This window comes from Neopararhizobium haloflavum (assembly GCF_002750855.1).
GTDB classification, from domain to species: Bacteria; Pseudomonadota; Alphaproteobacteria; order Rhizobiales; family Rhizobiaceae; genus Georhizobium; species Georhizobium haloflavum.
Genome location: NZ_NWUC01000001.1, coordinates 274,260 through 299,372 on the forward strand (window position 1 = coordinate 274,260; position 25,113 = coordinate 299,372).

Sequence of the window (25,113 nt, forward strand, 5' to 3'; positions counted from 1 at the left end):
ATCGCCGGATCAGGCGTGTCGCGCTCAGTTCGTCGAGGCGGGGCGTGCGCGATCTGCGGCGGCAATGCCGCCGGTCAAAGATGGCGAGATGGGGTCTGGTCCTTGGAGCGCGCCCGGTGTTCGGCTCATCAGATCGAGCCGCTCGTAGTCGGGCAGCGGCAGTTCGACCTTGACCGTATCGCCCGGCTCAAGGGCCGTGCTTTCTTCGGCCGGTATCTCGGTGGTGCCTTCCGTACCCGGGCGCAGGATGGTGTAGGTCGGTTCGGCGCGTTCGGTCTGTCGACGCAGTGCCAGGAGCCGTGGTGCGGTGACCTCTGAATCATGGAGCAGTTGAACGGTCGTGTCCGCCCGGCTGGCGAGCTCGTCGAGCTGTGCCTGCGTGTCTCGCAGCGCGACGGTAACTTCGTTGCGCCGGCTGTTGCGCAGCTCGAGGATGGCGAGCTGGGTGCGGCTGATCTCCTGGCGCGCGCGCATGAGGCTGGTGCTGGCCGACAGGCGCTCGCTCTGCGCCTGGGTCAGTGACCGCTCCAGCGAGATCTCGCGGGGTGCCACGGCGAGGCCCTTGCTGACCAGCGCCGACACGCCGGACAATTCCTTCTCCACCAGGGCGATCTGCTTGTCGTAATAGACCATCTGGCCTTCCAGCGCCGTCAGTTCTTCCTTCAAGAAAGCTTCCAGCTCGGTGAGGGCGCGCACCTGCGTGGCAAGGCCGTCGCGCCGTGCCTCGAAAATCAATTGTTCCTGATCCATCAGCATGCGGATCGACGGCTCCTGACCGAGCGCGCTCAACTGCTCGGAGAAGGCGATCTCCGGGGCATCTTCCAACTCGGCCTGCAAGCGGGCGCGGCGTGCCTCCAGGCCGATCTGCGACAGGCTCAGCAGATCGAGGTCACCGCGCACGGCGATCACCTCGCGCTCCAGCCGCGAAGCCGTCTCTTCACTCGATTTCAACCCGCCGCCGATGCTGACGGCCTGCAGTACCGTGAGGCCGGGCCTGTAGGGGAATTCGCCGGGCTGGACGACCTGTCCGACGATGTAGAATGGCCGGTACTGAACGATCTCCACTGCCACGTCAGGCGCGCGCCCAAGGCCCATCTGATTGCGCAGGCGCTCGGCGATCGTGCGGGCCAGGTCGCCCTGCAGGGTGCCCTCCGCCCTTATCTCGCCGATGAAGGGCAGGAACAGCGTGCCGTCCGCTGCCACGGTGAACTGGTCGTTGAGCGCAGTCCATTCGAAAATGGTGTCGTGCGAGGGCCGCCACTCGTAGATCTTGAGCCTTATGCGATCCTGCGGACCAAGCTCGTATTCATCGGCCGCGGCCGGCATTGCTCCGGCGAGAACGGCTGCTGACAGCGCCAATGCCAATGCGCGAGAGGCCCTCCGGCGCCGGATCGGCCTTGCGGTATCGCAGCTGTTCATGGCCACCACCTGATGCGCTGGATGTTGACGATGTATTCCGGCTCGACCCGTCCTCTCAACAGATGCGCAAAGGCCAGCAGGTTGCCGCGCAGTCGCCCCCGGCGGTCGACATGGGGCTCGGGACGCAAGCTGCGAAAGAGGTTTGCGGCTATATTCCGCAGCATCAAGGGCAGCGCGAAGCTAGCCGGCACGGTGCCCTTGCGCACGAGATAGATCGGGTTGACGATCTGCGAATACCCGAAGCGTTCGCCGCTGACGCGGCCCGATTTGAGGCCGAGGTGCACGCCGCGCAAGTGGCTCAGCTGGACGCAGCGGCCATGGGCGCGCATCTGGCTGGTGAAATCGATGTCTTCCTGCCAACCGTAAAGCGCCAGCCGCTCGTCGAACCGCAATGGGCCGATGGCGGCGGCACGGATCGACATGTTGCATCCGTAGGCGCCGACATGTTCGATGATGGCCGGCAGGGGCGGCGGCTTTTGGGAGGTCTCGGCGAGGGCCGTCAGCGCATCGTCCCAGTCGAAGCCGGCGCCGGTTGCGCCGTCGAGGACGACACGGCCCATGACCACCGACCATTCGCGATGGGCGGTGAAGGCACTGACGATCCCGTCGAGGTAGTCGTCGGCCGGGACGAAGTCGTCGTCAAAGAAGGTCACGATATCGAATTTGCCCGCCACGGCCTCAAGCGCCGAGTTGCGTTGCGCCGCCAGGCCCTTCGGGCCGAAGATGGCCGAAACAGGAAACGACGAGAGGGGAAAGCGTTCGACATGAGTGGGGTCCGGAGCCGAAACGATGACGGCGTCCGGGCGGCGCGTCTGCCGGTCCAGATGCGCGAGCAGGCGGGTTACCTGACCGCAGCGACCAAGGGTGGGGATGACCACGACCAGCTTCATCATGACGTGTCTGGCGACCTTTCACGGCGTGTGTTCGAACCCGACCGTAGCGGACCGGCCACTTCGCCTTAAGTTCGCACAATGGGGGCGTTTCGTGCGTGTGTCGGTCGGACCATCCCCCGTTCGGATGATGGTCGCGCCCAGCCTGCCCAATACCTGCACCGTCGGGCGTAACCTGCAGTGCCTTTTGCCCTCCATGGACGGTCTTGCGACGCGCATCGGCGCTTCACACTATCGGCAGTGACAGATGGGCGTGGAGGCAGGCGCAATGACGATGGCGGAACGCAATGTGTTGCCGATCGAGCGCGCGGACGCCAGCGCGATGATGCAACAGGTATTGGACCGCAATGCCCGTATCGCGATCGTTCACGACTGGTGCCCGGATTTCAGGGGCGGGGAGCGCGTTCTGGCGCGGCTGTGCCGCATCTTCCCGAACGCAGAGGTGTTCACGCTGTTTGATTTTCTGACGCCGGAAATCAAGGCCGAGCATTTCCCGGGTGTGCGTTTTCACACCTCGCCAGCCAATCGGCTGCCGATGGTTCGGCGCTACTACCGCTCTCTTTTCTTCCTTTGCCCCTTTCTTATCGAGCAGTTCGACGTCACCGTCTATGACGCGGTCATCAGTTCATCGGCCGCGTTCGCCCGCGGTGTGATCACGCGGCCGGATCAGCCCCATCTTTCCTATGTGCACAGCCCGGTCCGCTACGCGTGGGACGAACAATTTTCCTATCTGGCGCAGGGCCGGCTGGGCTGGGGTCCGAAAGGCCTCCTTTGTCGCTATCTCTTCCACCGGCTGCGTTCATGGGACACCCGAACGGCCAACGGGCCCGACCTCATGCTTGCCAATTCGTCCTATGTGCGCGGGCGGATCGGGCGGATTTACGGGCGGTCGGCTGAGGTGGTCCATCCGCCCGTCGATACGGACCATCTGCCCTATGTCTCGAAGAAATCCGATCATTATGTCGCGGCATCGTTTCTGGCACCCTACAAGAGGACGGATCTTGTCATCGAGGCATTCAATGCCATGCCGCAGCGCCGGCTCGTGGTGATTGGCGATGGGCAGCAATCGTCGGCCTTGCGAAGACTTGCCGGCCCCAACGTCGAGTTTGCCGGCTTTCTGCCACGGGCCGACTATGTCCAGACCGTCGCCTCGGCACGGGCCATGGTCTTCGCGGGCTGCGAGGATTTCGGCATCGCACTCGCCGAGGCACAGGCATGCGGTACGCCTCTCGTCGCGTTCGCGCGCGGCGGCGCAGCCGACATCGTGGCGCCGCTCGGCCGTGCGCCTCGTCCGACCGGCGTCCTGTTCCGGCGTCAGGATGTGGCGGCGGTGATCGAGGCGGTCGAGCGGTTCGAAACCGAGGGGGGCGCGATCACGCCGCAGGCCTGCAGGGACAACGCGATGCGATTTTCCGAGCAGCGTTTCGACGAAGAGATTGCCGAAGCGTTTGCCCGCCTGGCCGTGCAGATCGCCTCTCACTGACAGGTTCAGCTGACTTCGGCGCGCTGGCGCGGTTGCTCTTCCTCAATGAAGTGGCCGTCGGCCCGCGCCATTGCGAGAAGATAGGCTTCTGCCGACATTTCCCAGCGAAAATGGCCTGCCCTGGCCCGGCCACGCGCCGCAAGGTCCAGCCGCAGCGCCGGAAACATAAGAAGCCGGCGAAACTGGTCCAACCATGCATCCGCATCGTCCGGCGCGGCATAAAGCGCAGCATCCGCGCAGATTTCGGGTAGGCTCGCCCGGTCCGATACCACGACCGGGCAGCCAAGTGCCATTGCTTCAAGCGGCGGCAATCCGAAACCTTCGACAAAGGAAGGGAAGGCAAGGCAAAGGCTGTCCTTCAAGAGCGCTGCCATCTCGGCATCGGAGAGCCGGCCGAGCCACAGAACATTGTCCACCGGCTGGCGCATGGCCGTTTCACTGAAAACGCGCGGATTGCTCATGCCCACAATTGCAATGCGCAATCCGAGCTCCTTGAGCCGCTCAGCCATATCGAGCATCAGGCGCATGTTCTTGTGGGGCGCTGGACTTCCGATCATGACGATCAGATCGCGGCCGGCGATGGCGCGTGTTGCCGCCGAATGAGCCGGACGCCAGCGTGCCGCGTGGTCGTGGCCGTTCGGTGCGACGAGAATGCGGTCTGCCGTCGCAACGCCATGGGTCACGAGCTCGCCAGCCGAATAGTGCGATACCGTCGCGACATTGGCCGCACTGCGGCCCAGCCGCGGCAGCAATTGCCGATAGAGCGCGCGAAAGGCCAGCGAATAACTCTGCGGCCAACTGAAGACGTTCGTGTCGTGAATGCACACGATCTGCCGGCCCACCGTGATCGGGCCTGTATTGCAGAAGCTGAGAAGCCCGCCTGAAGCAACGGCGGTGGGAAGCGCGGCCTGTTCCCAGGCATGGCCTGTCAGATAACCGACGCGCCTGATCGGTATTGTCTTCAGGGCCAGCACATGGTCCGCATTGGGCGGTGCCAGAACCTCGATTTCCAGATCACGGGTCAGGAGCTGTCCGGATGCCATCAGCCGATCGAGGGCGGTGACAATTTCATGGGCATAGCGCTGCACCCCTGTGACAGGCTGCGCCAGGAAGCGACCGTTGACGATCCATCGCCGTGTCATCGCCGTGATCTCCGATCCACATTCGAGCCTGCAGTCTGGCGTAAGGGTTGTGCTGCGTCAGGTCGTTCTTTCGTGGAGCGGCCGGCCACGGCATGGCCGTTCCTCATCCAGATAGGCGCTGCGGACGCCGACCGATACCTCCAATGTGGGAAGGCGTGGGACCTGCACACGATGCTAGAAACGGATGGACCCGATATGAAGGCAGATCCGCGTGACGCCCACACCTTCACAAGAGCCGTTCGACCGGCCCTCGCGATTGCAGTTTGCCGAACCGTCCAAGGAGCGGCGGAGCACGGGTGCATTTCGGCGTCGCACAGAGCACAGCGCGCTCACCAGGCGGTGGACGATAAACGGTGACTTTCTCGGGCTGAAGCCGACGGGCGTTGCCCGCTATGCGCGTGAAGTGACGCTTGCGCTGGACTGGCTGATCGGCGAAGGACATCCGCTGGCACGTGACCTGGAAATCGATCTTGTCGCGCCGTGCGAGGGGGATGGCGGCTTGTCCCTCGACTGGATCGCGAAGCGGATCGTGCCCGAATTTCGAAGGCCGCGTCTGCCTCAGGTCTGGGTGCAGATGCAACTGCCCCGGCATGTTCCCGGCGGGCTTGTCAGCTTCTGCAATCTGGCGCCGGTCAGCGTTTCCCGGCAGGTGGTCTGCATCCACGACCTGCACACGCGATTGATGCCGGAGAGCTACGGCTTCGGCTTTCGGCTGGCGCATCGCGCCGTGCTGCCGCTGCTCGGCCGGCGGGTGGCGGCGATAACGACCGTATCGGAGCTCTCGCGCCAGCATCTTGCGCAGTATGGCATCGCCCCGGCGAGCCGCATCACCGTCACCTACAACGGCGCCGACCATGCAACGCGCTGGAATGCGTCCAGCTCCGCTCTCATCGCCGCGCCCTCGCGCCCCTATGTGCTCGCACTGGGGCGGCCACAGGCCTACAAGAACACCGGCCTTGTCCTCAAGCTGGCCGGAGCGCTGGAGGCGATGGGTCTCGACCTTTGGATGGCCGGCGATGTCGATGCCGATTTCATACGGGCGCAGGCCGGCCGAATGCCGGCAAACCTCCTGCTTCTCGGCCGGGTCGACGACAACGACTTCGCCAGTGCGCTGTCTTCCGCGCTCTGCTTCGTCTTTCCATCACGCATCGAAGGCTTCGGACTGCCCGCGGTCGAGGCGATGACGCTTGGTTGCCCCGTCATCGCGTCTTTTGCGCCGTGCCTGCCTGAAGTGTGCGCAGATGCGGCCCTGTATGCCGATCCGGACGAGCCCGCCTCATGGCTTGCAGCCATCGAAAGGCTGCGGAACGAACACGGCCTGAGGGCCGCCATGATCGAGAAGGGGCGGGCACGCGCGGCCAGGTACACCTGGCGCGGCATCGCCGAGACCTATCTGACAATCATGCGCAAGGTGGATGACGAACTGCCCGTTGCGCACAGGAGACACAGCTGATGGCCAGCGTCGACATCGTCATCCCCTGCTACAATTACGGGCGCTATCTCACGCAAGCCGTGGAAAGTGTGTTGACGCAGCAGGGTGTTGATCTGCGGGTGCTGATCATCGACAACGCGTCCGAGGATGACAGCCGGTTCATCGCCGCCTTCCTTGCGCTCAAGGATCAGCGCGTCGATGTGCGCCTGCATGATGAGAACTGCGGTGCCACGGCCAGCTACAATGAGGGCGTTGACTGGGCGAGCGCGGATTATTTCCTCATTCTCGACGCCGACGATGTTCTGGTGCCTGGCGCTCTCAAACGGGCAATCGACGTGTTGGAGGCCGATCCCGGCATCAGTTTCGTGCACGGGATCGAGGGACGCATTGCGCAGGAGGAGGCTTTCGCCACGACGGCCGTTTGCGTCCAGGCCGCCGATGTGACCGCGCAGCGCGGCGCCGACTTCATTGCAGACCTTTGCCGAACACCGGTGAACTCGATCGGTGCCAACACCGTCGTCCGGCGTACTGCGGCTCAAAAGCGCGTCGGGCACTACAGGGCCGATCTGCCCTATACGGACGATCTGGAGATGTGGCTGCGTCTCGCCACGGTGGGCGATGTGGCCTGCATCAAGACGGTCCAGGCGTTGCGGCGCTATCATCCCGTTCGGATGTCCACCGACTACCAGGGTGTCGAATGTCGGGACTTCGTGGAACGTGAGCGCGCGTTCGTCAGCTTCTTCGCGCATGAGGGGCAGGTGCTGCCCCATATCGCCGATCTCATGGCGATGGCGCGCATCGGCCTTGGACAACATGCTTACTGGTCGGCGATCTCGCATATCGCGCGCGGAGACCAGACGACCGGCCGTCAGCTCCTCGCGCTGTCGCGCAGGTGGCGGCGCCGTTCCGCGTTCCTGCCACCGATCGGTTGGCTCTGGCGCATGGACCGGCCGGTCGATCGCGCGCGGGACGTTCTGTCGCTCGCTTGGGCGAACCTGTCCATCGCGAATTTGTCGCGGCAGTCATAAACGGGCCGAGCCGATCGGAATTGACCCCGCCTTGCGATGCCAGCGCTGGGGAAAGAGCGCTGCCAGCTCCTTCAGCATGGGGTGGCCGGTCACCCACAATCCGAGCAACCAGGCCGGGGCCGCCAGAGCCACGGAAGCGGCCATTCCGGCGAGCGAAAGATCAAGGCGATACCCTGAAGCCACCGCGACAGCCAGCGGTCCGAGCGCCGTGATCAGCGCCACCGCCGCACTCTTCCAGATGGCGCCGCCGATCGCAGACCAGGAAAGGCCGATCCGGCGCTGAACGAAGTGCAGCGACACGAAAGCGTGGAACGGGATGATGATCGCCAGGCTCGCGGCGACGTTCGTCAGACTTCCCGTAAAGGCTGCGCCGACGACAACCAGTGCGGAGACCGGGCAGACGATCAGCGCGCGCAGGAAGCCGTCGCGCACGGCGCCCATGGAAACCAGAACCGGATAGTTCAATTCGAAGCTGAAGGCGAACAGGCTCGCCAGCGCCACGATCCGCACCAGCGGGACGACGGCGTGCCATTGGTCGCCAAGCACCAGGTCGACCACCGGATATGCCAGGATCGCCAATGCGCAAAGCGCCGGCCATTGCAGGCTGGTGACGATCGCCAGAGCATGAAGGTAGGAGGGTTTGAGATCGCGCCCCTGGCGGGCCTGTTCGGAGAATGCCGGCAGGATGACGGAGATCGCCCCGCCAAGCACCACCTTATCCGGCAACTGGCAGATCATCAGCGTTCTGCTGAACATCGCGGCAGCATCGAGCGAAATCAGTCGACCGAGCATCAGGTAGGGCAGCGATTCGTACAATTTGAACAGCATGATGGTGCTGCCATTGTAGCCGCCGAACCGCAGAACGGCACGCCAGTGGCGCAGCGAGGGACGGAACATCCAGATCTGTCGGTGACAGGCGATGGCGAGGGCCGCGCTGACAAGGGCCTGCGCCATCCAGGCCCAGGCAAAGCTCATATAGCTGAAGCCCAGCAGCGCCAGTGCCAACGTAACGACGGTTGCCGTCAGCGCACCCGCGCAGTTGATCAGCGCGACCCTTCCGAATGCCATCTCGCGACGCAGGAGTGCGATGAGTTGGAGCGGGACGAACTCGATGAGGAGGCTGAGCGCGATCACGTGAAGATACGGCACCAGCCGCATCTCCTCGTAGCTTCGTGCGAGTACGGGCGCTCCGGCAAACAACGCCGCGCTGATGGCGAGCGTCAGAACGAACATGACGGTGAAGGCGCTTCGAACCTCGCCGCGTTCGAGCTCGGTTCGCTGGATCAGGAAGTTGGAGCTGGCAAATTCCTTGCAAGCGATGGCGATGAGGACGACGGCCATGCCGATGACGGACACACCGATCTCTTCCGGCTGCAAAAGTCGCGAGACGATGGCCAGCGTGAGGATGTTCGCCATGATCGCGAAATAGCGATCGAAGCTGGAAATGAAGAGCGCGCGCTTTACGCCGGTCATTGTTCGAAGGGTCTCGCGGTCAATGGTTCGCCGCTGCCAGCTTGGCCGAGGGCCTTCGTCTTCTCCCAGTGTGTCTTGCGGTCGTCAGGCCCGCAAAATGGCTGATCGCGCCCCTCGAATGGGGTAGCCTCGTTCTGGTTTTCGCCGATTTGTGAAGCTGAAGAGACAACCACCTGCCGATAGTCTGCCGATGTTGAACGAGGGTCGGACCGATGGCTTCACGATGGACGGTGGTTGCTGCGTTCAGTTTGCTGATGTCTGGCGACGCCTTTGCAGATCCGGTTATCTGGGGCGTCAACGGCCATCCGATCGCATCTTATCCTGGCGTTGATATCGACCAGCAGCTCGACTATGTCGCCGATCTCGGCATGACGTCCTATCGTGTCGACATTTCGCACGAGAGCGAGGTGGTCACGCTCGCCGAACTTGCGCGCGCCGGCAAGGCGCGGGGCATCGAGATCCTGCCGGTAATCACGCCGGGCAATGTGGACCTCGATGAGGACAGCGTGCCGGAGCTGCATGCCAAGGCGCGCGCGCTTGCCATTGCGCTCGCCGCCCCGTTGAAGGACGAGATTCGCGTCTGGGAACTCGGCAACGAGATGGAAAACCACGCGATCATACAGCCGTGCGAAATGCGCGACGACGGCACGCAGTATCCCTGCGAGTGGGGTCCGGCCGGCGGGCTGTCGGCAGACGACTATTACGGCCCGCGATGGGCGAAGGTGAGCGCCGTTCTCGATGGGCTTTCAGAGGGCATCGACGAGGTCGACCCGGACATCCGCAAGGCGATCGGGACGGCCGGATGGGGCCACATCGGCGCATTCGAGCGAATTGAGGCTGACGGGATCGACTGGGATATCTCGGTTTGGCATGCCTATGGACAGGATCCGGAATGGGCCTTCAAGAAGCTGGCGGTCTATGACCGTCCGATCTGGCTCACGGAATTCAATCACCCTCTCGGCAGCCAGAATGGAGAGCTCGAGCAAGCTGAAGGCCTTACCTATACGCTGCGCCGGCTCCTCGAACTCAATCAGCACTATCCGCTCGAAGCTGCCCACATCTACGAGCTTCTGGACGAGACCTACTGGGCCCCGGACTTTGAGGCTTACATGGGTCTGGTGCGTCTCCTGCCCAAATCCGACGGCGGTTGGGTGGCCGGCGAACCGAAGCCGGCCTATACTGCTGTGCGGGATTTCATTCGCGGACCGCGTGACGATCCGCCGGCCCGGACATGCGACCTCGCCACGCTCGCAGATCCCGGCGAAGAAGGCACCGATGCGTCGGCGCGCTACGCCTATTGCCTCATTCTCGGTCGCGCCGCCGAGGAGGCGGACGTTGCGCGGTGGCAGGCTCTGGCGACTACCGAGCCCGGCATTGCCGCGCGGCTGCGGCCTCTTCTTTCCTCTCCCGAATTCGCCGAGCGCTATGGGCCGCTCGGCATGAGCGACCGGGATTACGTCGCGTTCCTATTCGAGTTGCTGCTCGGGCGAGAGGCCGATGCGCACGGGCTCGACAGCTACGCTGCAGAGTTGAAGGCGGGCGGCCTGTCGCGAACGGGCATCGCGCTCGGGATCGTGCAGTCCGGCGAATTCCGCTCGCGCCACGCAGCCCTTTTTGCAGGTGAAGCGGGTACCGATGGATAGGTTGCGGATCGGTCAAGGCGCTGGACGGGGCGGGCGTTCGCGGACGCTGCTTTGGGGCATCATCGCGGCTGGCGCCTTGATGACCGTGAGCGGCGCTGCGGCGGCTGGCTGTGACAGCCCGGCCAGCGCGGCCTTTCCGCTCAAGATGACCGAGGGCGAGCGCTTCATGCGCGATGATGGCGGCACGCCTTTCTTCCTGCATGGCGATACCGCCTGGTCGCTCATTGCCGAGCTCGATCGAGAGGAAACGTCGCTCTATCTGAAGGACCGGGCGTCACGGGGTTTCAACGCCATCCTGGTCAATCTGATTGAGCACAAGTTCGCCAGCAAGGCCCCGGCCAATGCCTACGGCATGAGTCCCTTTCTCACCAACGATCCCTTTGCCAGGCCCAATCCCGTCTACTTTGATCATGCGCGCTGGGTGGTCGAACAGGCATGCTCGCTCGGCCTGGTCGTTCTCCTTGCTCCCGCCTACGCGGGCAATGGAGGCGGATCGGAAGGCTGGTATCAGGAGATGGAGGCGGCCGGCGCGGAGACGATGCAAGACTACGGCGTCTATGTCGGCGAACGTTTCGGCGATCTCGACAATATCGTCTGGGTGCAGGGCGGCGACTACAATCCGCCTGACAAGAATCTCGTGCGTGCGCTTGTTGCCGGGATCAAGGCCGGCGATCCCGGCGCGTTGCAGACGGCGCACGGGTCTCCGGGCTGGGCTGCTCTGGAATACTGGGCCGGAGAACCATGGCTCGATCTGAACAACGTCTATACCTACGAATCCGTGCGAGACGCTTCTCTCGGTCAATATGCGCTCGATCCGTTGATGCCGTTCTTTCTCATGGAAAGCGCTTATGAGAACGAACACGAGGCCAGCGAGCATCGGATGCGCATGCAGGCCTATCAGGCGATCCTGTCGGGTGCGTCGGGCCACATCTTCGGCAACAATCCGATCTGGCATTTCGACGGTCCCGGGATCACCGAAGCGCCGATGACGTGGCAGCAGGCGTTGAACAGCCGCGGCTCGCGCAGCATGACAGTGCTGAAAGACATCATCGCACCGATGCGCTGGTGGCTGCTCGAACCGGATGTCGATGCCCGACTGGTCGTCAATGACCATGGGGTGCGCGAGGCGCCGGCGACAGCGGCGCGCGCGAGCGACGGATCGTTTGCTCTGATCTATCTGCCCGCCGGGACGGAAGTCAGCGTCGATCTCGCGCAGTTGGACGGACAAGCCATCGTCGCCCGGTGGCGCGATCCTTCGAATGGGAGCATTGCCCCGGTGACCGGCTCTCCTTTCCCGGCCGGTGAAATGCAATTCACACCGCCCGGCAGGAACTTTGCCGGCTATTCCGACTGGCTGCTCGAACTCGTCGGCGCGAGCCACATGGAGAAGGCCCTATGACGATCGCCATCGATACACGCAGCGACGCGGATGAGGTGGCGCCGCGCGGTCCGGCAGTGACCGGCATCAGCCGCAAGGCGCAAGGCGCGCACGGTCGTCCACTCCGCATCACACTGTTCGGCCTCTTCGGTTGCGGCAATTTCGGCAATGACGGATCGCTGGAGACCATGCTCGATTTCCTCAGGGCGACACGGCCCGATGCGCGGTTGCTCTGCATCTGCGCCAATCCTTCGGTCGTGCGGGCAGCCTTCGATATCGACGCTCTGCCGATCCGCCCGATCGACGACGATGAGAAGCCAGCACTTCCGCGACCATTGCGACGGCTTCTCAAGATTTTGCGATTGGTGCCGGAGAGCGCGCGCATGCTGTCGGCGATGCGGCGGAGCGATATCGCGATCATTCCCGGCACGGGAATACTCGACGACTTCGGTGAATGGCCGTTCGGCATGCCGATGGACCTCCTTCGTTGGTGCCTGGCAGCGCGGCTTGCCGGCACGAGACTGGCATTCGTCAGCATCGGGGCCGGGCCGATCGACAGGGTCTGGAACCGCCGCCTGATGGTCACGGCCGCGCGGCTGGCGCATTACCGGAGCTATCGCGATCGCCTGTCTAAGACGTTTCTGGAGACGTCGGGTCTATCGACCGCAGCCGACCCGATCTTCCCGGACATTGTGTTCAAGCTGAAGCGTCCGGACGCGCCGCCACGAGTGGATGGCGCGAAACTGACGGTCGGCGTCGGGGTGATGAGCTACTACGGCTGGTATGGCTTTGAAGACGGGGGGCGCGCCATCTTCGACGCCTATATCGCGCGGCTCGTGCGGTTCGTCATCTATCTCCTGGATCGTGGCCATGGCGTGCGGCTCTTGACGGGCGAACTCGGCGACGCGACAGCGGTGGATGCTCTGCGCGCCATCGTGAGACGGGAACGTCCCGAGCTTGGGGACGCCGCACTCGTCTTCGAACCGGCGTACGACCTGAATGGCTTGATGAAGCAGATCGCAGAGACCGACATCGTCGTGGCCACCCGCTATCACAACATCATTTGCGCCCTGAAGATGGGCAAGCCGACGATCTCGCTCGGCTATTCGAAGAAGAACGATGTCGTGATGGCCGAGTTCGGTCTCGCGGAGTACTGCCAGCATGTAGAGCATTTCGACGGTGATCTTCTGATCAGCCAGTTCGAAACCCTGGCAGGCCAACGCGCAAAGATCGGCGCGGCGATAGAGGCCTGCCGTGATGAGCAGGAGCGGGAACTGGAATGCCAGGAGCGCCGACTTTCCGACATGCTCGATGATGTTGCGATGGAACGATGGTGACGAATGCGGTCAGAACAACCGCGTCTTGCGCACAGTGAACGCCTCGGCAAAGCGCTCAGGCGCCCGGCACTCCATGCCCCTTAACCGTGCCAATGCGCGAAAAGCGTCGGGATCGAACCAATCCTTCGAACGCTGCGATCCGAAATGGCGCATCAGCAGATCTGTCTTGCGCTCCATCGTCTTTTCGGAGAGCGGCACGTAGGAATTCGGCCTTCCGAGATCGCCGTCCCATTTCAGTATCTCGTATTCGAGGATGAGATGGTCGCGAAAGACGTTCCACGTCAATGCATTGACCTGGCGATGGTCCTGATGGCCGTCACGGCGCGTGTGCGTGAAGACGATGTCCGGGCGGACACGGTCCCGCACTGCGATCATCCAGGTCTTGATCGGCTTTTGCTGGTCGGGAAAATAGCTGTCCTCGAAATCGGCGGTCTCGATTGTCCGTGACTGCGCACCTTCGAGGAACGCTTCGGCCGAGGCGGTTGCCTCGGCCTTGCGTTCGCCTGCGGCGCTCAGAACGCACCATGTAACGTCGAGCTTTGCGCCGCGGCCGATCAGTTCGATGATCGTGCCGCCTGCGCCGATCTCGATGTCGTCCGAGTGCGCGCCGAGACACAGCACGGACAGTCGTTCGCCGCTCGTCGCCAGTCCGAACGGTTTCATGAAGCGGCCATCACCACTTGATGCTGTGCGGAGCGTGCTGCCGGCGTCGCCAGCCAGGGCATGTCACCCTTTTCGACCATGTCTTCCAGCGATTGCCAGTCCCGCAGCGTGTCCATCGAACGCCAGAATCCGGTGTGTTTGTAGGCCATGAGCTGGTTGTCGGCGATGAGGCGGGAGAACGGCTCCAGCACCAGTTCCTCGCCCTCGCGCATGTAGTCGAAGATCTCTGGCTTGAAGACGAAATAGCCGCCATTGATCCAGATCTCCGAGGTGTCGGTCGTGCGGAATTCGCGCACCCGGCCGTCCTCCGCGATGTCTGCGAGGTGGTAGGTCAGTGGTGCACGCACGGCGAGGAAGCAGGCCAGCTTGCCGCTTTCCTTGAAGCGGTCGATCATGTCGTTGAGATCGACATCGGTCAGGCCGTCGCTGTAATTGGCGAGGAACATCGGCTCGTGGCGTACATGCTCCCGCGCGGCCCAGAGGCGCTCGCCGATGTTGCGCCATATTCCGGTGTCGAGCAGCGTCACACGCCAGTCCCTGCCGGCGGGATCGAGCAGCTGGACATCCCGGCCGCCGCCCGTCACGACGCAATCAGCAAAGGTCTGCGGACGGGTGTTGAGGAAGAAGTCCTTGATGACGTTGGCCTTGTAGCCGAGGCACAGGACGAAATCGTCATGTCCGTAATCGCTGTACCACTGCATGACATGCCGGATGATCGGCTGATGGCCGAGCGGAATCATCGGCTTCGGCACATTCTCGGAATATTCGCGGATGCGCGTGCCGCGTCCGCCGCAGAAGAGGACGACTCTCATCGTGGTTGCTCCGCTGGGTTGATGACGGTGACGAAGGGAATTGGGACGACGAACTTGGCGCCCCACGCAGCGACATGGTGCATCTGCCTGGCGATCTCATCCTTCAGGTTCCACGGCAGGATCAGGATGTAGTCCGGCTTTGCCTCGTCTATCGCACTGACCGGCAGGATCGGAATATGCATGCCGGGGGTCACCCTGCCATGCTTGTAGGGATTGCGGTCCACGGTGAAGTCGAGAAAATCGGTGCCGATGGCGCAGTAGTTCAGCAAGGTGTTGCCCTTGCCGGGCGCGCCATAGCCGCAGATGCGCTTGTGGTCGTTCTTGGCCGCGATCAAGAACAGCAGGAGGTCGCGCTTGGCGCGCCGGGCCTTCTCGCCAAACGAGGCGTATGTCGCCATCTCCGTCAGGCCGAAGCGCTTTTCGCGCGCCAGCAGTTCGGGAACGCGCACGCTCGTGGCGTGGCTGCTTGTGCCATGGGCGAGATGGACGCGAAGCGATCCGCCGTGGGTGGCCAACTCTTCCACGTCGATGACGCGCAGGCCATGGCGCGCGGCCATGATGTCGATCGTCAGCAGCGAGAAATAGGAAAAGTGCTCGTGGTAGATCGTGTCGAACTGGTTCTCCGCGATCAGGCGCTCGATGTGTGGGAATTCCAGTGTCACGACCCCTTCGGGCTTCAGCAGGATCGCGATGCCGGCCACGAAGTCGTTGAGGTCGGGAACCTGAGCCAACACATTGTTGCCGATGATCAGATCGGCCCTTTGCCCCTCCGCGACCATGCGCTCGGCCAGCGCCACGCCGAAGAAGTCGACGAGTGTTGGAATGCCCTTCTTCACCGCGGCCCTGGCGACATTGGCGGCAGGTTCGACGCCGAGAACGGGCACACCGAGCGGCGCAAAGTGCTGCAGGAGATATCCGTCGTTGCTGGCCAGTTCGACGGCGAGGCTTTCCGAACCGAGGCCGAGCCGAGCCGTGATCTGCTCGCAATACGTCTTTGCATGCTCCACCCAGCTGGTGGAGAAGGACGAGAAATACGCGTATTCGGTGAAGATCGCCTCGGGGCTGACATATTCCTTCAGCTGGACGAGATAGCACCCATCGCAGACCAGCACGTTGAGCGGGTAGTAGCGCTCCATCTGGTCGACGTCCTCGGCGGCAAGGAAGCTCTCGCAAGGCGGCGACATGCCGAGATCGACGAAGCCGTGGCGCAGGTTGCGGCCGCAGAGCCGGCAGCTCGTTGCTGCTGGTGCGGGGAGGATGGTACTTCCCACTTTGGTTTCGACGGCCCTGATGTTCATCGCGTGCTCCGGTCGGATGGGGTGGTGATTCATGCAGCGCAGTGTGGGTGGCGTCCGCATAGGTTGGCACGACGATAGATTGGGTCCTTTGGCCTTGCGATCCGGCCATCCGAGGGGGCCCCTCATCCGTTGGGGCAGGGTGCGCATGCGGGACGGGACTTAGGGTGAAGGCACGTCATGCCCGAGGGTCCGGACACGTCCTAGGGAGGATGATGGCTCATCCGGCCTGACCGAAAAGGGGATGGCGCTTTCTACCGATGGCCCGCTTACGCCGCCGTGGTCGCCGGCGACAATTCCGCATCTGGACAACCGGCAGAATTGGGCTGCGGCAATGCGCTTTAGGGAAACGAGGTTGGAGGGGGCGTGGCTGATCGAGCCGACCGCGGCGCTCGACGATCGCGGTTCGTTCATGCGAACTTACTGCGAACGCGAATTCGCGGAACAGGGGCTGGAGACACGTTTCGTCCAGCACAGTCAGTCTCATTCGGTGCGACGGGGCACCCTGCGCGGGTTGCACCTGCAACTGCCGCCGCATGGGGAGGTCAAGCTCGTCTCGTGCATCCGCGGTACCATCATCGACATCATCGTCGATCTCAGGTCGTGGTCCCCGACCCGATACGAATGGATCGGCTACGAGCTGTCGGCGGAGAATCGTCGGCAGATCTATATACCCAAGGGGTTTGCACACGGCTTCCAGACCGTCACCGATGATGCGATGGTGTCGTACCTGATCTCCGAGTTCTATGTGCCCGACGCCTCAGTCGGGCTTCGCTACGATGATCCGCTGCTCGCCATAGACTGGCCACTGCCGGTGGGTGCGATTTCCCAGAGAGACCAGAACTGGCCGTTACTCGGCGACCTGGTGCCCGGCTGACGCGTCGGACAGGAGACCGTGATCGCGCAGCAATGCCGCAGCCGCCGCGATGTCGGCATAGGGCATGTCGGCGCGCTCGGCCATGTCGAGGAGGCTGTGCCGGCCATCGGCAAGGTTCATCACCCACAACAGTCCCATCGCGCTTGCACCGGTCGAGTGTCGTCCGCCTATGGCTGCGTAGAGGCCGCGCCGGCCAAGTTGCGGCTCTCCCTTCGGATTGAGGCTGAGCGGGGTCCAGTTCGTTTCCGCGATCTCGATGGCCTCGCACAGGAGATCCAGCGACTGCGCCAGGCACTCGGGGCGAATGAACGCCAGATTGTCAGCGGAAGTGTGATATTCGGGAAATGTCCCGAAGGCGCTACGCTGTATGAGGCCGACCGGCAGGTTGAAGCCTGGCGAGCAGTACTGACGCTCGTCATATCCGTAGGGCGAAAAGTCCAGAATCGATCCGCCGCGGCGCTTGACGAGATGGGCCATGATCCGATCGATCTCGGCCGAACCCTGACGACTGCGCTTGTAGGTCGGCCTTCCGGCGTCACCGACGCATGAGACGATCAGGCCATGATCGATCCGCTGCGCACGCTCCTCGTTGGCCGCCAGCCAGGCCAGCGCACCGAGCGTGCCGGGTGCGAACAGGAAGCGGTATCCGTAGCGTGTGCGCCGGCCTTTCAGCATCGCAGCCATCATGGTCAGGACTGCAAGGCCCGAGCAATTGTCGTTGGCGAGCGAGGGATGGCAGATGTGAGCGGAAAGCAGGAACTCGCGATCGCTTGTGCCCGGATGGACATACTCGCCATAGGTCAGGCTGCCGTCGACGAAGTCGGTATCGATCTCAACGTCATACTCGCCTTCGGGCAATGCGCTGAAACGCGAATGGGCCATGCAGAGACCCCAGTCGCGATTATAGTAGGACGTTCGATACGGAATGAGATCGGGTTGATCGGGCAGCGTGTGGATGTGAGCGCTCAACGCCTGACGCGACATCCGGCCGCGAAACGGTGCGCTGTAGCTCATCAGATGCAGGTTGTTATCGGCAAAGTCGACGACAATCTGTCCGCCCGGATCGCGCAAGCGCGCTGACCGGACGCGCCATTCCTGCGGCACGGTCCAGTCGAAAAGCTGCGTACCCGTCGGCACTTCGCGCACCGCGATGGGAAGATGCTCGGACAGGACAGCAAGCGTCTGCCGGACGCCGTCGCCGGTGATGCTGCGGCAGATCGGATAGAGCCGTGCGGCCAGATCGTGAAGTTCCGCGCCGCATACGCCATCGGCGGGTCGGGCAGGCGGCGCGGAAGCATGCATCGTCATGGTGGCTCATTCACTCCGCGGCGGCCAGGCCGGATGCGCGATGGCGCCAGCGCATGTCCGGGTCGAGCAGACCATCCGCCATGAGATGTCTGATATGGGCGATGCGCTGATAGCGCGGTCCCTCGAACTCGGCCAACGACAGGTTTGCGCCGCTGTAGGTCTCATAGAGTTGGACCGCGCCGGCGCGCGCATCCCATTGCGGCTTGAAAGCAGGCAGGACGCGGGCGATCTTCTCAAAGCTGACGCGATAGGAGCGTGTGTCCGGACCGGCATCGGCAGCAAATTCGAGACGGCACCCCGGCACCACCTCCGCGACAATCGCGGCGATGTCACGGATGCGGTAGTTGTGTGCCGTCTGGCCAACATTGAAGGCCTCGTTGTGAACGGCTTCCTTCGGCGCCGTCAATCCGGCGATGAAGGCACGCGAGATGTCCTCGATATGGACGATTGGCCGCCATGGGCTGCCATCCGACTTCAGCATGATGACGCCTTCTGTAACGGCCCAGGCAACGAGATTGTTGAGCACGATGTCGAAACGCAGACGCGGCGACACGCCGTAGGCCGTTGCGGGGCGGAAATAGACCGGCGTGAACGCATGGTCGGCGAGCTCGGATATGTCGCGCTCCGACATCACCTTGGAGCGGCCGTATGCGGTGACGGGGTTGAGCGTCCCCGTCTCATCGATGATGTCCTCGCCGGACAAGCCGTAATTGCTGCACGAGGAGGCGAAGAGAAAGCGCGGGACCCCTGTATCCTTTGCGGCCTTCGCCATGCGCACGCTGGCCCTGTGGTTGATGTCATAGGTCGTTTCAGGGTCCAGGTTGCCGAGCGGATCGTTGGACAGCGCGGCGAGGTGGATGACCGCGTCAAAGCCCTCCAGGTCGGCAGGGCTCACGTCGCGGACATCTTTGGCGATCGAAGGAACGGCCGTCTGCTCCCCACCAGGGCCGTAGGCGCACCGGCTGTAGAGGTTGGTGTCGTATCCGGTGACCTCGTGGCCCTCCGCCAGCAGCATGGGCACCATGACGGAGCCGATATAGCCTTGGTGGCCGGTGACGAGAACTTTCATCGTTCGTCCTTTCGACAATGTGCGCCCGGTGATCCGGCGCGCGTTCGACGCAAAAACTAACCCGACCCGTACGCGCGCTGCAGTGCGCCAATCGGGGAGGGCGTGGCCATTGGGATGAACCGTGGCCGGCGACCATCGCCCAATCGGCCAATGGGTCAGGTCACGGCGGCTGCGATGGCGGGTGGCTGGTTGTAGGCCCGGTAGACGAGTTGGGAGGGGCGGCCGACGAGATGACGGTCAACGCCGTCTTCGAGCGCGCGCGCATATATCTCGAGCGCGCCGTCGATCGCCTCGAGCGTTTCGTCGATCGCGGTGTCGTCATGGGTGTATCCCACGACGAGCGAGGGCATGAGAACGCCGCGGCGGATCGTTTCCTGAAGGAACAGTGTTCGGAAGGCCTGGGAGGGACGGCCGTCGGCATCGAATGTCGTATAGGCGAGACAGTTGGGCCGGCCGACGGTTGCGACCTGCGCGGACACGCCATGCCGCCGCGCAGCGTCGGCGACCCCTTCGGCCAGGCGGCTGCCCTGCCGCTCGATATGCGCGATCACCGGCTCGTCGCGATAGATCCTCATTGTGGCGATCGCGGCGGCGAGCGCATGCGTTTCCGCGCCGTGCGTCGTCGAAAGCAGGAAGACGCGCGGCTTGTCGATATGATCGAGCCCGCCGAGCCGCATATATTCGCGCTTTCCCGCAAGCGCGGATACTGAAAAGCCATTGGCCAGAGCCTTGCCGAAGCACGAAAGATCGGGCTCGATGCCGTAGATATGCTGGGCGCCGCGTGCATGCCAGCGGAAACCGGTGATCATCTCGTCAAGGATGAAGAGCGCGCCGTTGGCGTGGCACAGCCGTTTGACCTCGTGCAGGAAATCGTCGCGTGGCTCCTCGTTGCGTGCAGGTTCCAGGATCAGCGCTGCAATGCGGCCGGGATAGCGGGCGAAGAGACTGGCGACGCTCTCAAGGTCGTTGTAGCGGAAGGTCGCGGTGAGCTGGCGGATCGCGTCAGGTATCCCCGCGTGCATGGCGGTGGTCCCGATGAACCAGTCATCCGTCGAGAAAAACGGGTGGTCGCCGCAGCAGGCAATCATGTCGCGACCGGTGTAGGCACGGGCGAGGCGGACAGCGCCCGAGGTTGCATCCGAGCCGTCCTTGCAGAATTTGACCATCTCGGCCGTTCCGATCAGATCCAGAAAGGCTTCCGCGCAATCGACCTCGAGCCGCGCCGGACGGGTGAAGTTGCACCCGTCGCGCATTGCCTGCATGGCCGCCTCGACAACCGGCTGATAGCCATGGCCGAGGCCGACGGCCCGGTTGCCCATGCCGTACTCGATGTAGCGATTGCCTTCGACGTCGAAGACGTGGCAACCGGCACCGCGTTCGATGAAGCCCGGCGCGAGGACCGGATACTGGTCGTCGCCCTTGGCATAGGTATGCGCGCCGCCGGGGATCAGCCGATGTGCGCGTCTTTGAAGATCGGTCGAGCGTTCGAAACGGGAAAAATGCCGCGTCATGGGGCCGGCCTCCGGCGCGTTGCGGTTTGATGGGTCGGCGCAAGTCTACAGGCTGACGCCAGTGGCGCGTCTTGTCATTTTGGATGCCGGCTTCCTCCAATCGGCTGAATTCTCACTGCCGGCGCCGCCGATGCGGCGCGATGCACCCGTGCACTTCATGTCTGAGGTCCGTCCCGTACCTCGATTGGCCAGATGCCGGACGATGCTGCCTTCATGGCATGCCGCTGTAGACAAGCGGAGGTTCTCGTCATGGCGGTTCTCATCACCGGGGGTGCCGGATATATCGGCAGCCATACGGCATTGGCACTCATGGATGCGGGCGAGACGGTCTGCGTGATCGACGATCTCAGCACGGGTCTTCGTGAAAGCGTGCCGCCGGGCGCGCATTTCGAGCAGGGCAACGTCGCCGACAAGCTTTTCGTCCACCGCGTGATGAAGACCTTTGACGTCGATGCGGTGATCCATTTTGCCGGATCGATCCGCGTCGATGAGTCGGTCAGCGATCCGCTCAAGTATTTCCGCAACAACACCGATGCCTCCCGCCGATTGATCGAGGCGACGCTGGAAGCGGGTGTGCGTCATTTCATATTTTCCTCGACCGCCGCCGTTTATGGCGATCCCGAGCGATTGCCGGTGACGGAAGACGGGGCACTGCGGCCGCTCTCTCCCTACGGAACGTCGAAGTTGATGACGGAGATGATGCTGCGCGACGTTTCCATGAGTTTGCCACTGCGCTTCACGGCGCTGCGATATTTCAATGTCGCTGGCGCAGACCCGGCCGGGCGCGCCGGACAGATCAGCCCCATCTCCACCCACCTGATCAAGATCGCGTGCGAAGCGGCCGTCGGCAAGCGCAGCCACGTCAACATCTACGGCACCGATTTCGACACGCCCGACGGGACGGCCGTGCGCGACTACATTCATGTCAGCGACCTCGCCATCGCGCATTACCTCGCGCTCCAGCGTCTGAGGGCTGGCGGGACCAGCATCGCCATGAATTGCGGCTATGGGGTCGGCTACTCCGTCCTTGAGGTCATCGAAGCGGTCAAGGCCGTTTCGGGGGTCGCTTTCCCGGCGATTCCATCCGAGCGCCGCCCAGGCGACAGTCCGAAGGTTGTCGCAGATTGCCGGTTGATCAAGAACGAGTGCGACTGGCGCCCGCGCTACAACGACCTTTCAACGATCGTCGCCCACGCTCTTAAGTGGGAGAAGCTGCTTTGGGACGCGGGCCGATCCCTGCAACATGCGTGATCTTCGGGCGCCGGCGACAAAAAAAGCCGGCCCGATCATCTGATCGGGCCGGAGGCGGCTTCACCCCATGCAGATATCAGTTGCTGGCGGCCTGCGGCATCCCGAGCGCGCTTTCCATCGGGAACATGTCGTTGATCTTGTAGGCCACTTCCGTCCGGTTGGTCGCCTTGAGCTTCTTCATGATGTTGCGGATGTGGACCTTCACTGTGCTTTCGCGCAACTTCAGTTCATAGGCGATGATCTTGTTGGCCTTGCCGCGGCGAAGCGCCTCGACGACTTCGGCCTGGCGGGTGGTGAACATGCCGGTCAGCGGCCGTGCCTCCTGCGTGGTCGTCTCGATCATATGGCGCATGGCGAGGACACTGCTCGCCGGCACGAAGATGCCACCGGCGATCGCAAGTCCGATCGCCTCCACGCACACGTCGATATCGACGGAGGTCGGGATATAGCCGCGCGCACCGCATTCCAGCGCCTTGAGGATCTGCTTCAGGTCATCTGTGTCAGCCAGGATGATCACCGGGATCGCCTTGAATTCCGCTGCCAGCCGCGTCACTTCGTTGGCGACGCCGGCATCGCTCATCCTGCGGCCGCCAAGATTGAGCAGGATTGCGGCGAGCGGCGTGTGATAGGCACGGTCCTTCCGCCATTCCTCGACCGAACCCATAGCGGCGACTTCCATGCCCAGGTTATGGTCGATGAGGGCTTTCGACAGGCATTCCCTGCCGAGCGCCCGGTTGTCGATGACGAGAAGGCACTGCTCGCATTCGCCAACGTCGCCTGCTCCACCGAGCCCATATCTGGCCAGATCGATCCCGCCCTTTTCAGACGCTGCCGATGTGCCATTGCCATATCGTGCTGCTGTATCCATACGCATAACCCGCCTTTCCACACGATGACCCTCTTTCGAGTGATCGTTGCCACCGAAACCAAATATAACGACAAAATTTATTGAGGCGCGCGATAGAGAAATTTGGTCTTCTATCGAGAGTTCAGCTTGCCCCGCCGCCATGTCTTGTATGGCTATGTGTTACTGTATGGCGATCACAGGGGGTGATGGTTAACAAAAATCAATCAAGTCGTAAAAAAGTACTGCTCTAGGTGTTTGCACTTATATTCCGAGCTCAGTTCTTGTCGGGTCGGATGGTTGACGACGGGCGTAGTGGATGCGGCTGGTCTATGGCCACATTTATGAAATAGTTGATGTTTCGCTCATCAGGTATAGCAGTCTCTACCTCGATTGCTTAGTTGACGATGAATGACGTGAGACGAATGATTGCCGTGCCAGCGTGAAACGTCAGCAACCCACGTGGCCTGTCCAGAGTATTGCGTGGACAGGATAGGGGAGCCACCACCTAAGCCCGACCACGGCTCCCCTATCGCGGGCTCGACGATTGTGCCAAGCATCGGACGGATCGGCGGCTGGCGGCTGTTGTCTTCACTGTGCCGGAAAGTGGGCGGGAGTTGCGGGTGACATACGATTTCTGCGTTGTCGGGGGCGGTATCGTCGGTTTGGCAACGGCCCTCAATCTTCTGGAGATGAAGCCCGATGCACGCCTCGTTCTCATCGAGAAGGAGGACGGGGTGGGCCGGCATCAGACCGGGCACAACAGTGGCGTCATCCATGCCGGGATATACTATGCGCCGGGCAGTCTGAAGGCGCGGCTTTGCACGGAAGGCGCGGAAGCGACGAAGCGGTTTTGTGCCGAAGAGGGGATTGCCGTTGACACCTGTGGCAAGCTGATCGTCGCGACCAGCGCCACGGAGATGCAACGCATCGATGCGCTCCATGACCGTGCAACGAAGAACGGCCTGACACTCCAGCGGATCGGGCGGGACCACCTGCGCGAAATCGAGCCGAATATCGTGGGGCAGGGCGCGCTTCTCAGCCCAAAGACGGCCATCGTCGACTATCGCGCCGTGGCCGCGGCGATGGCGGCGAGGATCAGGCGTGCCGGCGGAGAGATTCTCCTTCGACGTCGCGTCGACCGCATCGAGGTCGATGAAGATGCCGTGGAGGTCGGCGCAGGCGGCGAGGCGTGGCGGGCGGGCTATCTGGTCACATGCGCTGGTCTTCAGTCCGATCGGATCGCGCGGCTCGCCGGTGCGCGGACGGACTTTCGCATCCTGCCGTTCCGCGGCGAGTATTACCGGTTGCCGGCCGCCCGAAACGACATCGTCCGACACCTGATCTATCCCGCTCCCGATCCTTCACTGCCGTTTCTCGGCATCCATCTGACGAAAATGATCGATGGTGGCATTACGGTGGGGCCCAATGCCGTCCTCGGCCTGGCGCGCGAGGGATACGGCAAGCTGGCGATGGCGCCGCAGGACATGTGGGACATCGCATCCTTTTCCGGCTTCTGGCGGCTGCTCGCGCAGCAAAGGAAGAATGTCGCCGAAGAGGCAGCCAATTCGCTGTCAAAGCGCCGCTATCTGGAGAAGTGTCGCTTGTACTGCCCAGACCTCACGCTGGATGACCTCCTGCCTCAGGAGGCCGGCATTCGCGCCCAGGCAGTGACGGCGGCGGGCGAGATGATCCACGATTTCCTTTTCGTGGAAGGCGAGCGCAGCCTGCATGTGTGCAACGCGCCTTCGCCGGCGGCGACATCGGCCCTGCCGATCGGCCGGATGGTCGCCGAACGATGCCTCGATCGCGCTTTGGATCGGCATGCCGCCAAAGGCGTCAGGCGCGTCCCCTGACGCGCATGGCGGCGAGCGGCGGTTCTTCCTCGATGGGCATGTCGAATGCCGCAATCAGGCGACGCGCTGCGTTGCCGGCAATGTGAACTTGCGGAAACGCGGCCTCGACGCGTTTGGCGGAGCGATAGATTTCAAGCAACAGCGCAATGTCACTTGGACAAAGACCACGCCGGGCGGGGCGCACTTCCATGACGGTTCTCCAGCAGGGTTCATCGAGCCCATCAGCCATTCCGAGTTCAGCCAGCCCGACGTCAATGGACCATATCGTCTATCGCGCGCGTAAGCGGGCTTCATTGATGAAGTCCTGATGCGAAGGTGATAATGCGCAGCCGGGCCAACGCGCTTTCCCAGCCCAAAGGATGCTACGTCGTTTGGCCGTCTTGCCGGCGGCGCGATGCGGCG

21 protein-coding genes are annotated in these 25,113 nt (G+C 63.0%); 9 read left to right on the plus strand and 12 right to left on the minus strand.

The genetic code is table 11. The features are described 5' to 3' along the window. Window positions 1-24: 24 nt before the first annotated feature. On the minus strand, window positions 25-1,419 hold the full coding sequence (locus tag CN673_RS01450; RefSeq protein ID WP_099864339.1) for a polysaccharide biosynthesis/export family protein: 1,395 nt from the start codon (window positions 1,417-1,419) through the stop codon (window positions 25-27). After that, window positions 1,416-2,309 (minus strand): glycosyltransferase family 2 protein, encoded by an 894-nt coding sequence (locus CN673_RS01455; RefSeq protein WP_099864979.1) that lies wholly within the window; start codon window positions 2,307-2,309, stop codon window positions 1,416-1,418. The genes CN673_RS01450 and CN673_RS01455 overlap by 4 nt, the downstream gene beginning before the upstream one ends. A 322-nt stretch (window positions 2,310-2,631) precedes the next feature. Between CN673_RS01455 and CN673_RS01460 the strand changes: the two genes are divergently transcribed. Then, the gene (locus CN673_RS01460) at window positions 2,632-3,792 is read left to right on the plus strand and encodes a glycosyltransferase (RefSeq protein WP_306456953.1); all 1,161 of its coding nucleotides are present in this window, start codon (window positions 2,632-2,634) and stop codon (window positions 3,790-3,792) included. A 5-nt stretch (window positions 3,793-3,797) separates the two neighbouring features. Here CN673_RS01460 and CN673_RS01465 read toward each other — a convergent pair whose 3' ends face one another. Then, a complete protein-coding gene (locus tag CN673_RS01465) occupies window positions 3,798-4,934 on the minus strand; it encodes a glycosyltransferase family 4 protein (RefSeq protein ID WP_099864342.1) in 1,137 nt (378 codons plus the stop codon). A gap of 211 nt (window positions 4,935-5,145) precedes the next feature. Between CN673_RS01465 and CN673_RS01470 the strand changes: the two genes are divergently transcribed. Further along, window positions 5,146-6,387: a glycosyltransferase family 4 protein gene (locus CN673_RS01470; protein WP_245409731.1), complete on the plus strand. Its 1,242-nt coding sequence runs from the start codon at window positions 5,146-5,148 to the stop codon at window positions 6,385-6,387. After that, window positions 6,387-7,394 (plus strand): glycosyltransferase family 2 protein, encoded by a 1,008-nt coding sequence (locus CN673_RS01475; RefSeq protein WP_099864346.1) that lies wholly within the window; start codon window positions 6,387-6,389, stop codon window positions 7,392-7,394. Before CN673_RS01470 ends, CN673_RS01475 begins: the two co-directional genes overlap by 1 nt. Here the strand turns inward: CN673_RS01475 and CN673_RS01480 are convergent. After that, complete coding sequence (locus tag CN673_RS01480; protein WP_099864347.1) at window positions 7,389-8,867, minus strand: oligosaccharide flippase family protein; 1,479 nt, start codon at window positions 8,865-8,867, stop codon at window positions 7,389-7,391. The two genes, CN673_RS01475 and CN673_RS01480, sit on opposite strands and share 6 nt — an antisense overlap. Before the next feature lie 212 nt (window positions 8,868-9,079). Here CN673_RS01480 and CN673_RS01485 point away from each other — a divergent pair, with 212 nt between their 5' ends. The 3 genes from CN673_RS01485 to CN673_RS01495 are packed head-to-tail and all read left to right on the plus strand — an operon-like array spanning window position 9,080 to window position 13,225. Continuing rightward, a complete protein-coding gene (locus CN673_RS01485) occupies window positions 9,080-10,510 on the plus strand; it encodes a DUF4214 domain-containing protein (protein ID WP_099864348.1) in 1,431 nt (476 codons plus the stop codon). Continuing rightward, the gene (locus CN673_RS01490) at window positions 10,503-11,909 is read left to right on the plus strand and encodes a glycoside hydrolase family 140 protein (RefSeq protein ID WP_245409732.1); all 1,407 of its coding nucleotides are present in this window, start codon (window positions 10,503-10,505) and stop codon (window positions 11,907-11,909) included. Before CN673_RS01485 ends, CN673_RS01490 begins: the two co-directional genes overlap by 8 nt. Next, complete coding sequence (locus CN673_RS01495; protein WP_099864350.1) at window positions 11,906-13,225, plus strand: polysaccharide pyruvyl transferase family protein; 1,320 nt, start codon at window positions 11,906-11,908, stop codon at window positions 13,223-13,225. Before CN673_RS01490 ends, CN673_RS01495 begins: the two co-directional genes overlap by 4 nt. A gap of 9 nt (window positions 13,226-13,234) precedes the next feature. Here the strand turns inward: CN673_RS01495 and CN673_RS01500 are convergent, their stop codons facing one another. Genes CN673_RS01500 through CN673_RS01510 form a run of 3 tightly spaced genes read right to left on the minus strand, consistent with a single transcriptional unit; the run spans window position 13,235 to window position 15,998 of the window. After that, a complete protein-coding gene (locus CN673_RS01500) occupies window positions 13,235-13,888 on the minus strand; it encodes a PIG-L deacetylase family protein (protein WP_099864351.1) in 654 nt (217 codons plus the stop codon). Then, the gene (locus CN673_RS01505; RefSeq protein ID WP_099864353.1) at window positions 13,885-14,700 is read right to left on the minus strand and encodes a sugar phosphate nucleotidyltransferase; all 816 of its coding nucleotides are present in this window, start codon (window positions 14,698-14,700) and stop codon (window positions 13,885-13,887) included. The genes CN673_RS01500 and CN673_RS01505 overlap by 4 nt, the downstream gene beginning before the upstream one ends. Next, entirely contained in the window at window positions 14,697-15,998 is a 1,302-nt protein-coding gene (locus CN673_RS01510; RefSeq protein WP_099864354.1) for a class I SAM-dependent methyltransferase, read from the minus strand. The genes CN673_RS01505 and CN673_RS01510 overlap by 4 nt, the downstream gene beginning before the upstream one ends. A gap of 241 nt (window positions 15,999-16,239) precedes the next feature. On the opposite strand from CN673_RS01510, the gene rfbC reads away from it, so the two are divergent. Next, window positions 16,240-16,872: a dTDP-4-dehydrorhamnose 3,5-epimerase gene (gene rfbC, locus CN673_RS01515; protein WP_370852994.1), complete on the plus strand. Its 633-nt coding sequence runs from the start codon at window positions 16,240-16,242 to the stop codon at window positions 16,870-16,872. Here rfbC and CN673_RS01520 read toward each other — a convergent pair. From CN673_RS01520 to CN673_RS01530, 3 genes are all read right to left on the minus strand, one after another. Then, window positions 16,846-18,180 carry a DUF4910 domain-containing protein gene (locus CN673_RS01520; protein ID WP_099864356.1) on the minus strand — a complete coding sequence of 445 codons (1,335 nt, stop codon included), beginning with the start codon at window positions 18,178-18,180 and terminating at the stop codon, window positions 16,846-16,848. The genes rfbC and CN673_RS01520 overlap by 27 nt on opposite strands. A 10-nt stretch (window positions 18,181-18,190) precedes the next feature. Continuing rightward, complete coding sequence (locus tag CN673_RS01525; RefSeq protein ID WP_099864358.1) at window positions 18,191-19,249, minus strand: NAD-dependent epimerase/dehydratase family protein; 1,059 nt, start codon at window positions 19,247-19,249, stop codon at window positions 18,191-18,193. Window positions 19,250-19,404: 155 nt separating this feature from the next. Then, window positions 19,405-20,760 carry a glutamate-1-semialdehyde 2,1-aminomutase gene (locus CN673_RS01530; protein ID WP_099864360.1) on the minus strand — a complete coding sequence of 452 codons (1,356 nt, stop codon included), beginning with the start codon at window positions 20,758-20,760 and terminating at the stop codon, window positions 19,405-19,407. A gap of 249 nt (window positions 20,761-21,009) precedes the next feature. Here CN673_RS01530 and galE point away from each other — a divergent pair, with 249 nt between their 5' ends. Beyond that, a complete protein-coding gene (galE, locus tag CN673_RS01535) occupies window positions 21,010-22,011 on the plus strand; it encodes a UDP-glucose 4-epimerase GalE (protein WP_099864983.1) in 1,002 nt (333 codons plus the stop codon). 76 nt (window positions 22,012-22,087) lie between these two features. Here the strand turns inward: galE and CN673_RS01540 are convergent, their stop codons facing one another. Continuing rightward, a complete protein-coding gene (locus CN673_RS01540; RefSeq protein WP_245409733.1) occupies window positions 22,088-22,879 on the minus strand; it encodes a response regulator transcription factor in 792 nt (263 codons plus the stop codon). A gap of 599 nt (window positions 22,880-23,478) precedes the next feature. On the opposite strand from CN673_RS01540, the gene lhgD reads away from it, so the two are divergent. Further along, window positions 23,479-24,711 carry an L-2-hydroxyglutarate dehydrogenase gene (gene lhgD / locus CN673_RS01545; RefSeq protein WP_099864985.1) on the plus strand — a complete coding sequence of 411 codons (1,233 nt, stop codon included), beginning with the start codon at window positions 23,479-23,481 and terminating at the stop codon, window positions 24,709-24,711. On the opposite strand, the gene CN673_RS01550 is transcribed toward lhgD, so the two are convergent. After that, window positions 24,695-24,901: a hypothetical protein gene (locus CN673_RS01550; RefSeq protein ID WP_157928756.1), complete on the minus strand. Its 207-nt coding sequence runs from the start codon at window positions 24,899-24,901 to the stop codon at window positions 24,695-24,697. The genes lhgD and CN673_RS01550 overlap by 17 nt on opposite strands. Window positions 24,902-25,113 lie beyond the last annotated feature (212 nt).

What these genes read in the sequence shown, in the direction of transcription:
- CN673_RS01505 (WP_099864353.1), bottom strand. Translation starts at nt 14,700, where the DNA reads ATGAGAGTCGTCCTCTTCTGCGGCGGACGCGGCACGCGCATCCGCGAA.
- CN673_RS01475 (WP_099864346.1), top strand. Translation starts at nt 6,387, where the DNA reads ATGGCCAGCGTCGACATCGTCATCCCCTGCTACAATTACGGGCGCTAT.
- CN673_RS01485 (WP_099864348.1), top strand. Translation starts at nt 9,080, where the DNA reads ATGGCTTCACGATGGACGGTGGTTGCTGCGTTCAGTTTGCTGATGTCT.
- CN673_RS01465 (WP_099864342.1), bottom strand. Translation starts at nt 4,934, where the DNA reads ATGACACGGCGATGGATCGTCAACGGTCGCTTCCTGGCGCAGCCTGTC.
- CN673_RS01480 (WP_099864347.1), bottom strand. Translation starts at nt 8,867, where the DNA reads ATGACCGGCGTAAAGCGCGCGCTCTTCATTTCCAGCTTCGATCGCTAT.
- galE (WP_099864983.1), top strand. Translation starts at nt 21,010, where the DNA reads ATGGCGGTTCTCATCACCGGGGGTGCCGGATATATCGGCAGCCATACG.
- CN673_RS01550 (WP_157928756.1), bottom strand. Translation starts at nt 24,901, where the DNA reads ATGGAAGTGCGCCCCGCCCGGCGTGGTCTTTGTCCAAGTGACATTGCG.
- CN673_RS01495 (WP_099864350.1), top strand. Translation starts at nt 11,906, where the DNA reads ATGACGATCGCCATCGATACACGCAGCGACGCGGATGAGGTGGCGCCG.
- rfbC (WP_370852994.1), top strand. Translation starts at nt 16,240, where the DNA reads ATGGCGCTTTCTACCGATGGCCCGCTTACGCCGCCGTGGTCGCCGGCG.
- CN673_RS01525 (WP_099864358.1), bottom strand. Translation starts at nt 19,249, where the DNA reads ATGAAAGTTCTCGTCACCGGCCACCAAGGCTATATCGGCTCCGTCATG.
- CN673_RS01530 (WP_099864360.1), bottom strand. Translation starts at nt 20,760, where the DNA reads ATGACGCGGCATTTTTCCCGTTTCGAACGCTCGACCGATCTTCAAAGA.
- CN673_RS01510 (WP_099864354.1), bottom strand. Translation starts at nt 15,998, where the DNA reads ATGAACATCAGGGCCGTCGAAACCAAAGTGGGAAGTACCATCCTCCCC.
- CN673_RS01450 (WP_099864339.1), bottom strand. Translation starts at nt 1,419, where the DNA reads ATGAACAGCTGCGATACCGCAAGGCCGATCCGGCGCCGGAGGGCCTCT.
- CN673_RS01460 (WP_306456953.1), top strand. Translation starts at nt 2,632, where the DNA reads ATGATGCAACAGGTATTGGACCGCAATGCCCGTATCGCGATCGTTCAC.
- CN673_RS01540 (WP_245409733.1), bottom strand. Translation starts at nt 22,879, where the DNA reads ATGGATACAGCAGCACGATATGGCAATGGCACATCGGCAGCGTCTGAA.
- CN673_RS01520 (WP_099864356.1), bottom strand. Translation starts at nt 18,180, where the DNA reads ATGACGATGCATGCTTCCGCGCCGCCTGCCCGACCCGCCGATGGCGTA.
- CN673_RS01490 (WP_245409732.1), top strand. Translation starts at nt 10,503, where the DNA reads ATGGATAGGTTGCGGATCGGTCAAGGCGCTGGACGGGGCGGGCGTTCG.
- CN673_RS01455 (WP_099864979.1), bottom strand. Translation starts at nt 2,309, where the DNA reads ATGAAGCTGGTCGTGGTCATCCCCACCCTTGGTCGCTGCGGTCAGGTA.
- CN673_RS01500 (WP_099864351.1), bottom strand. Translation starts at nt 13,888, where the DNA reads ATGAAACCGTTCGGACTGGCGACGAGCGGCGAACGACTGTCCGTGCTG.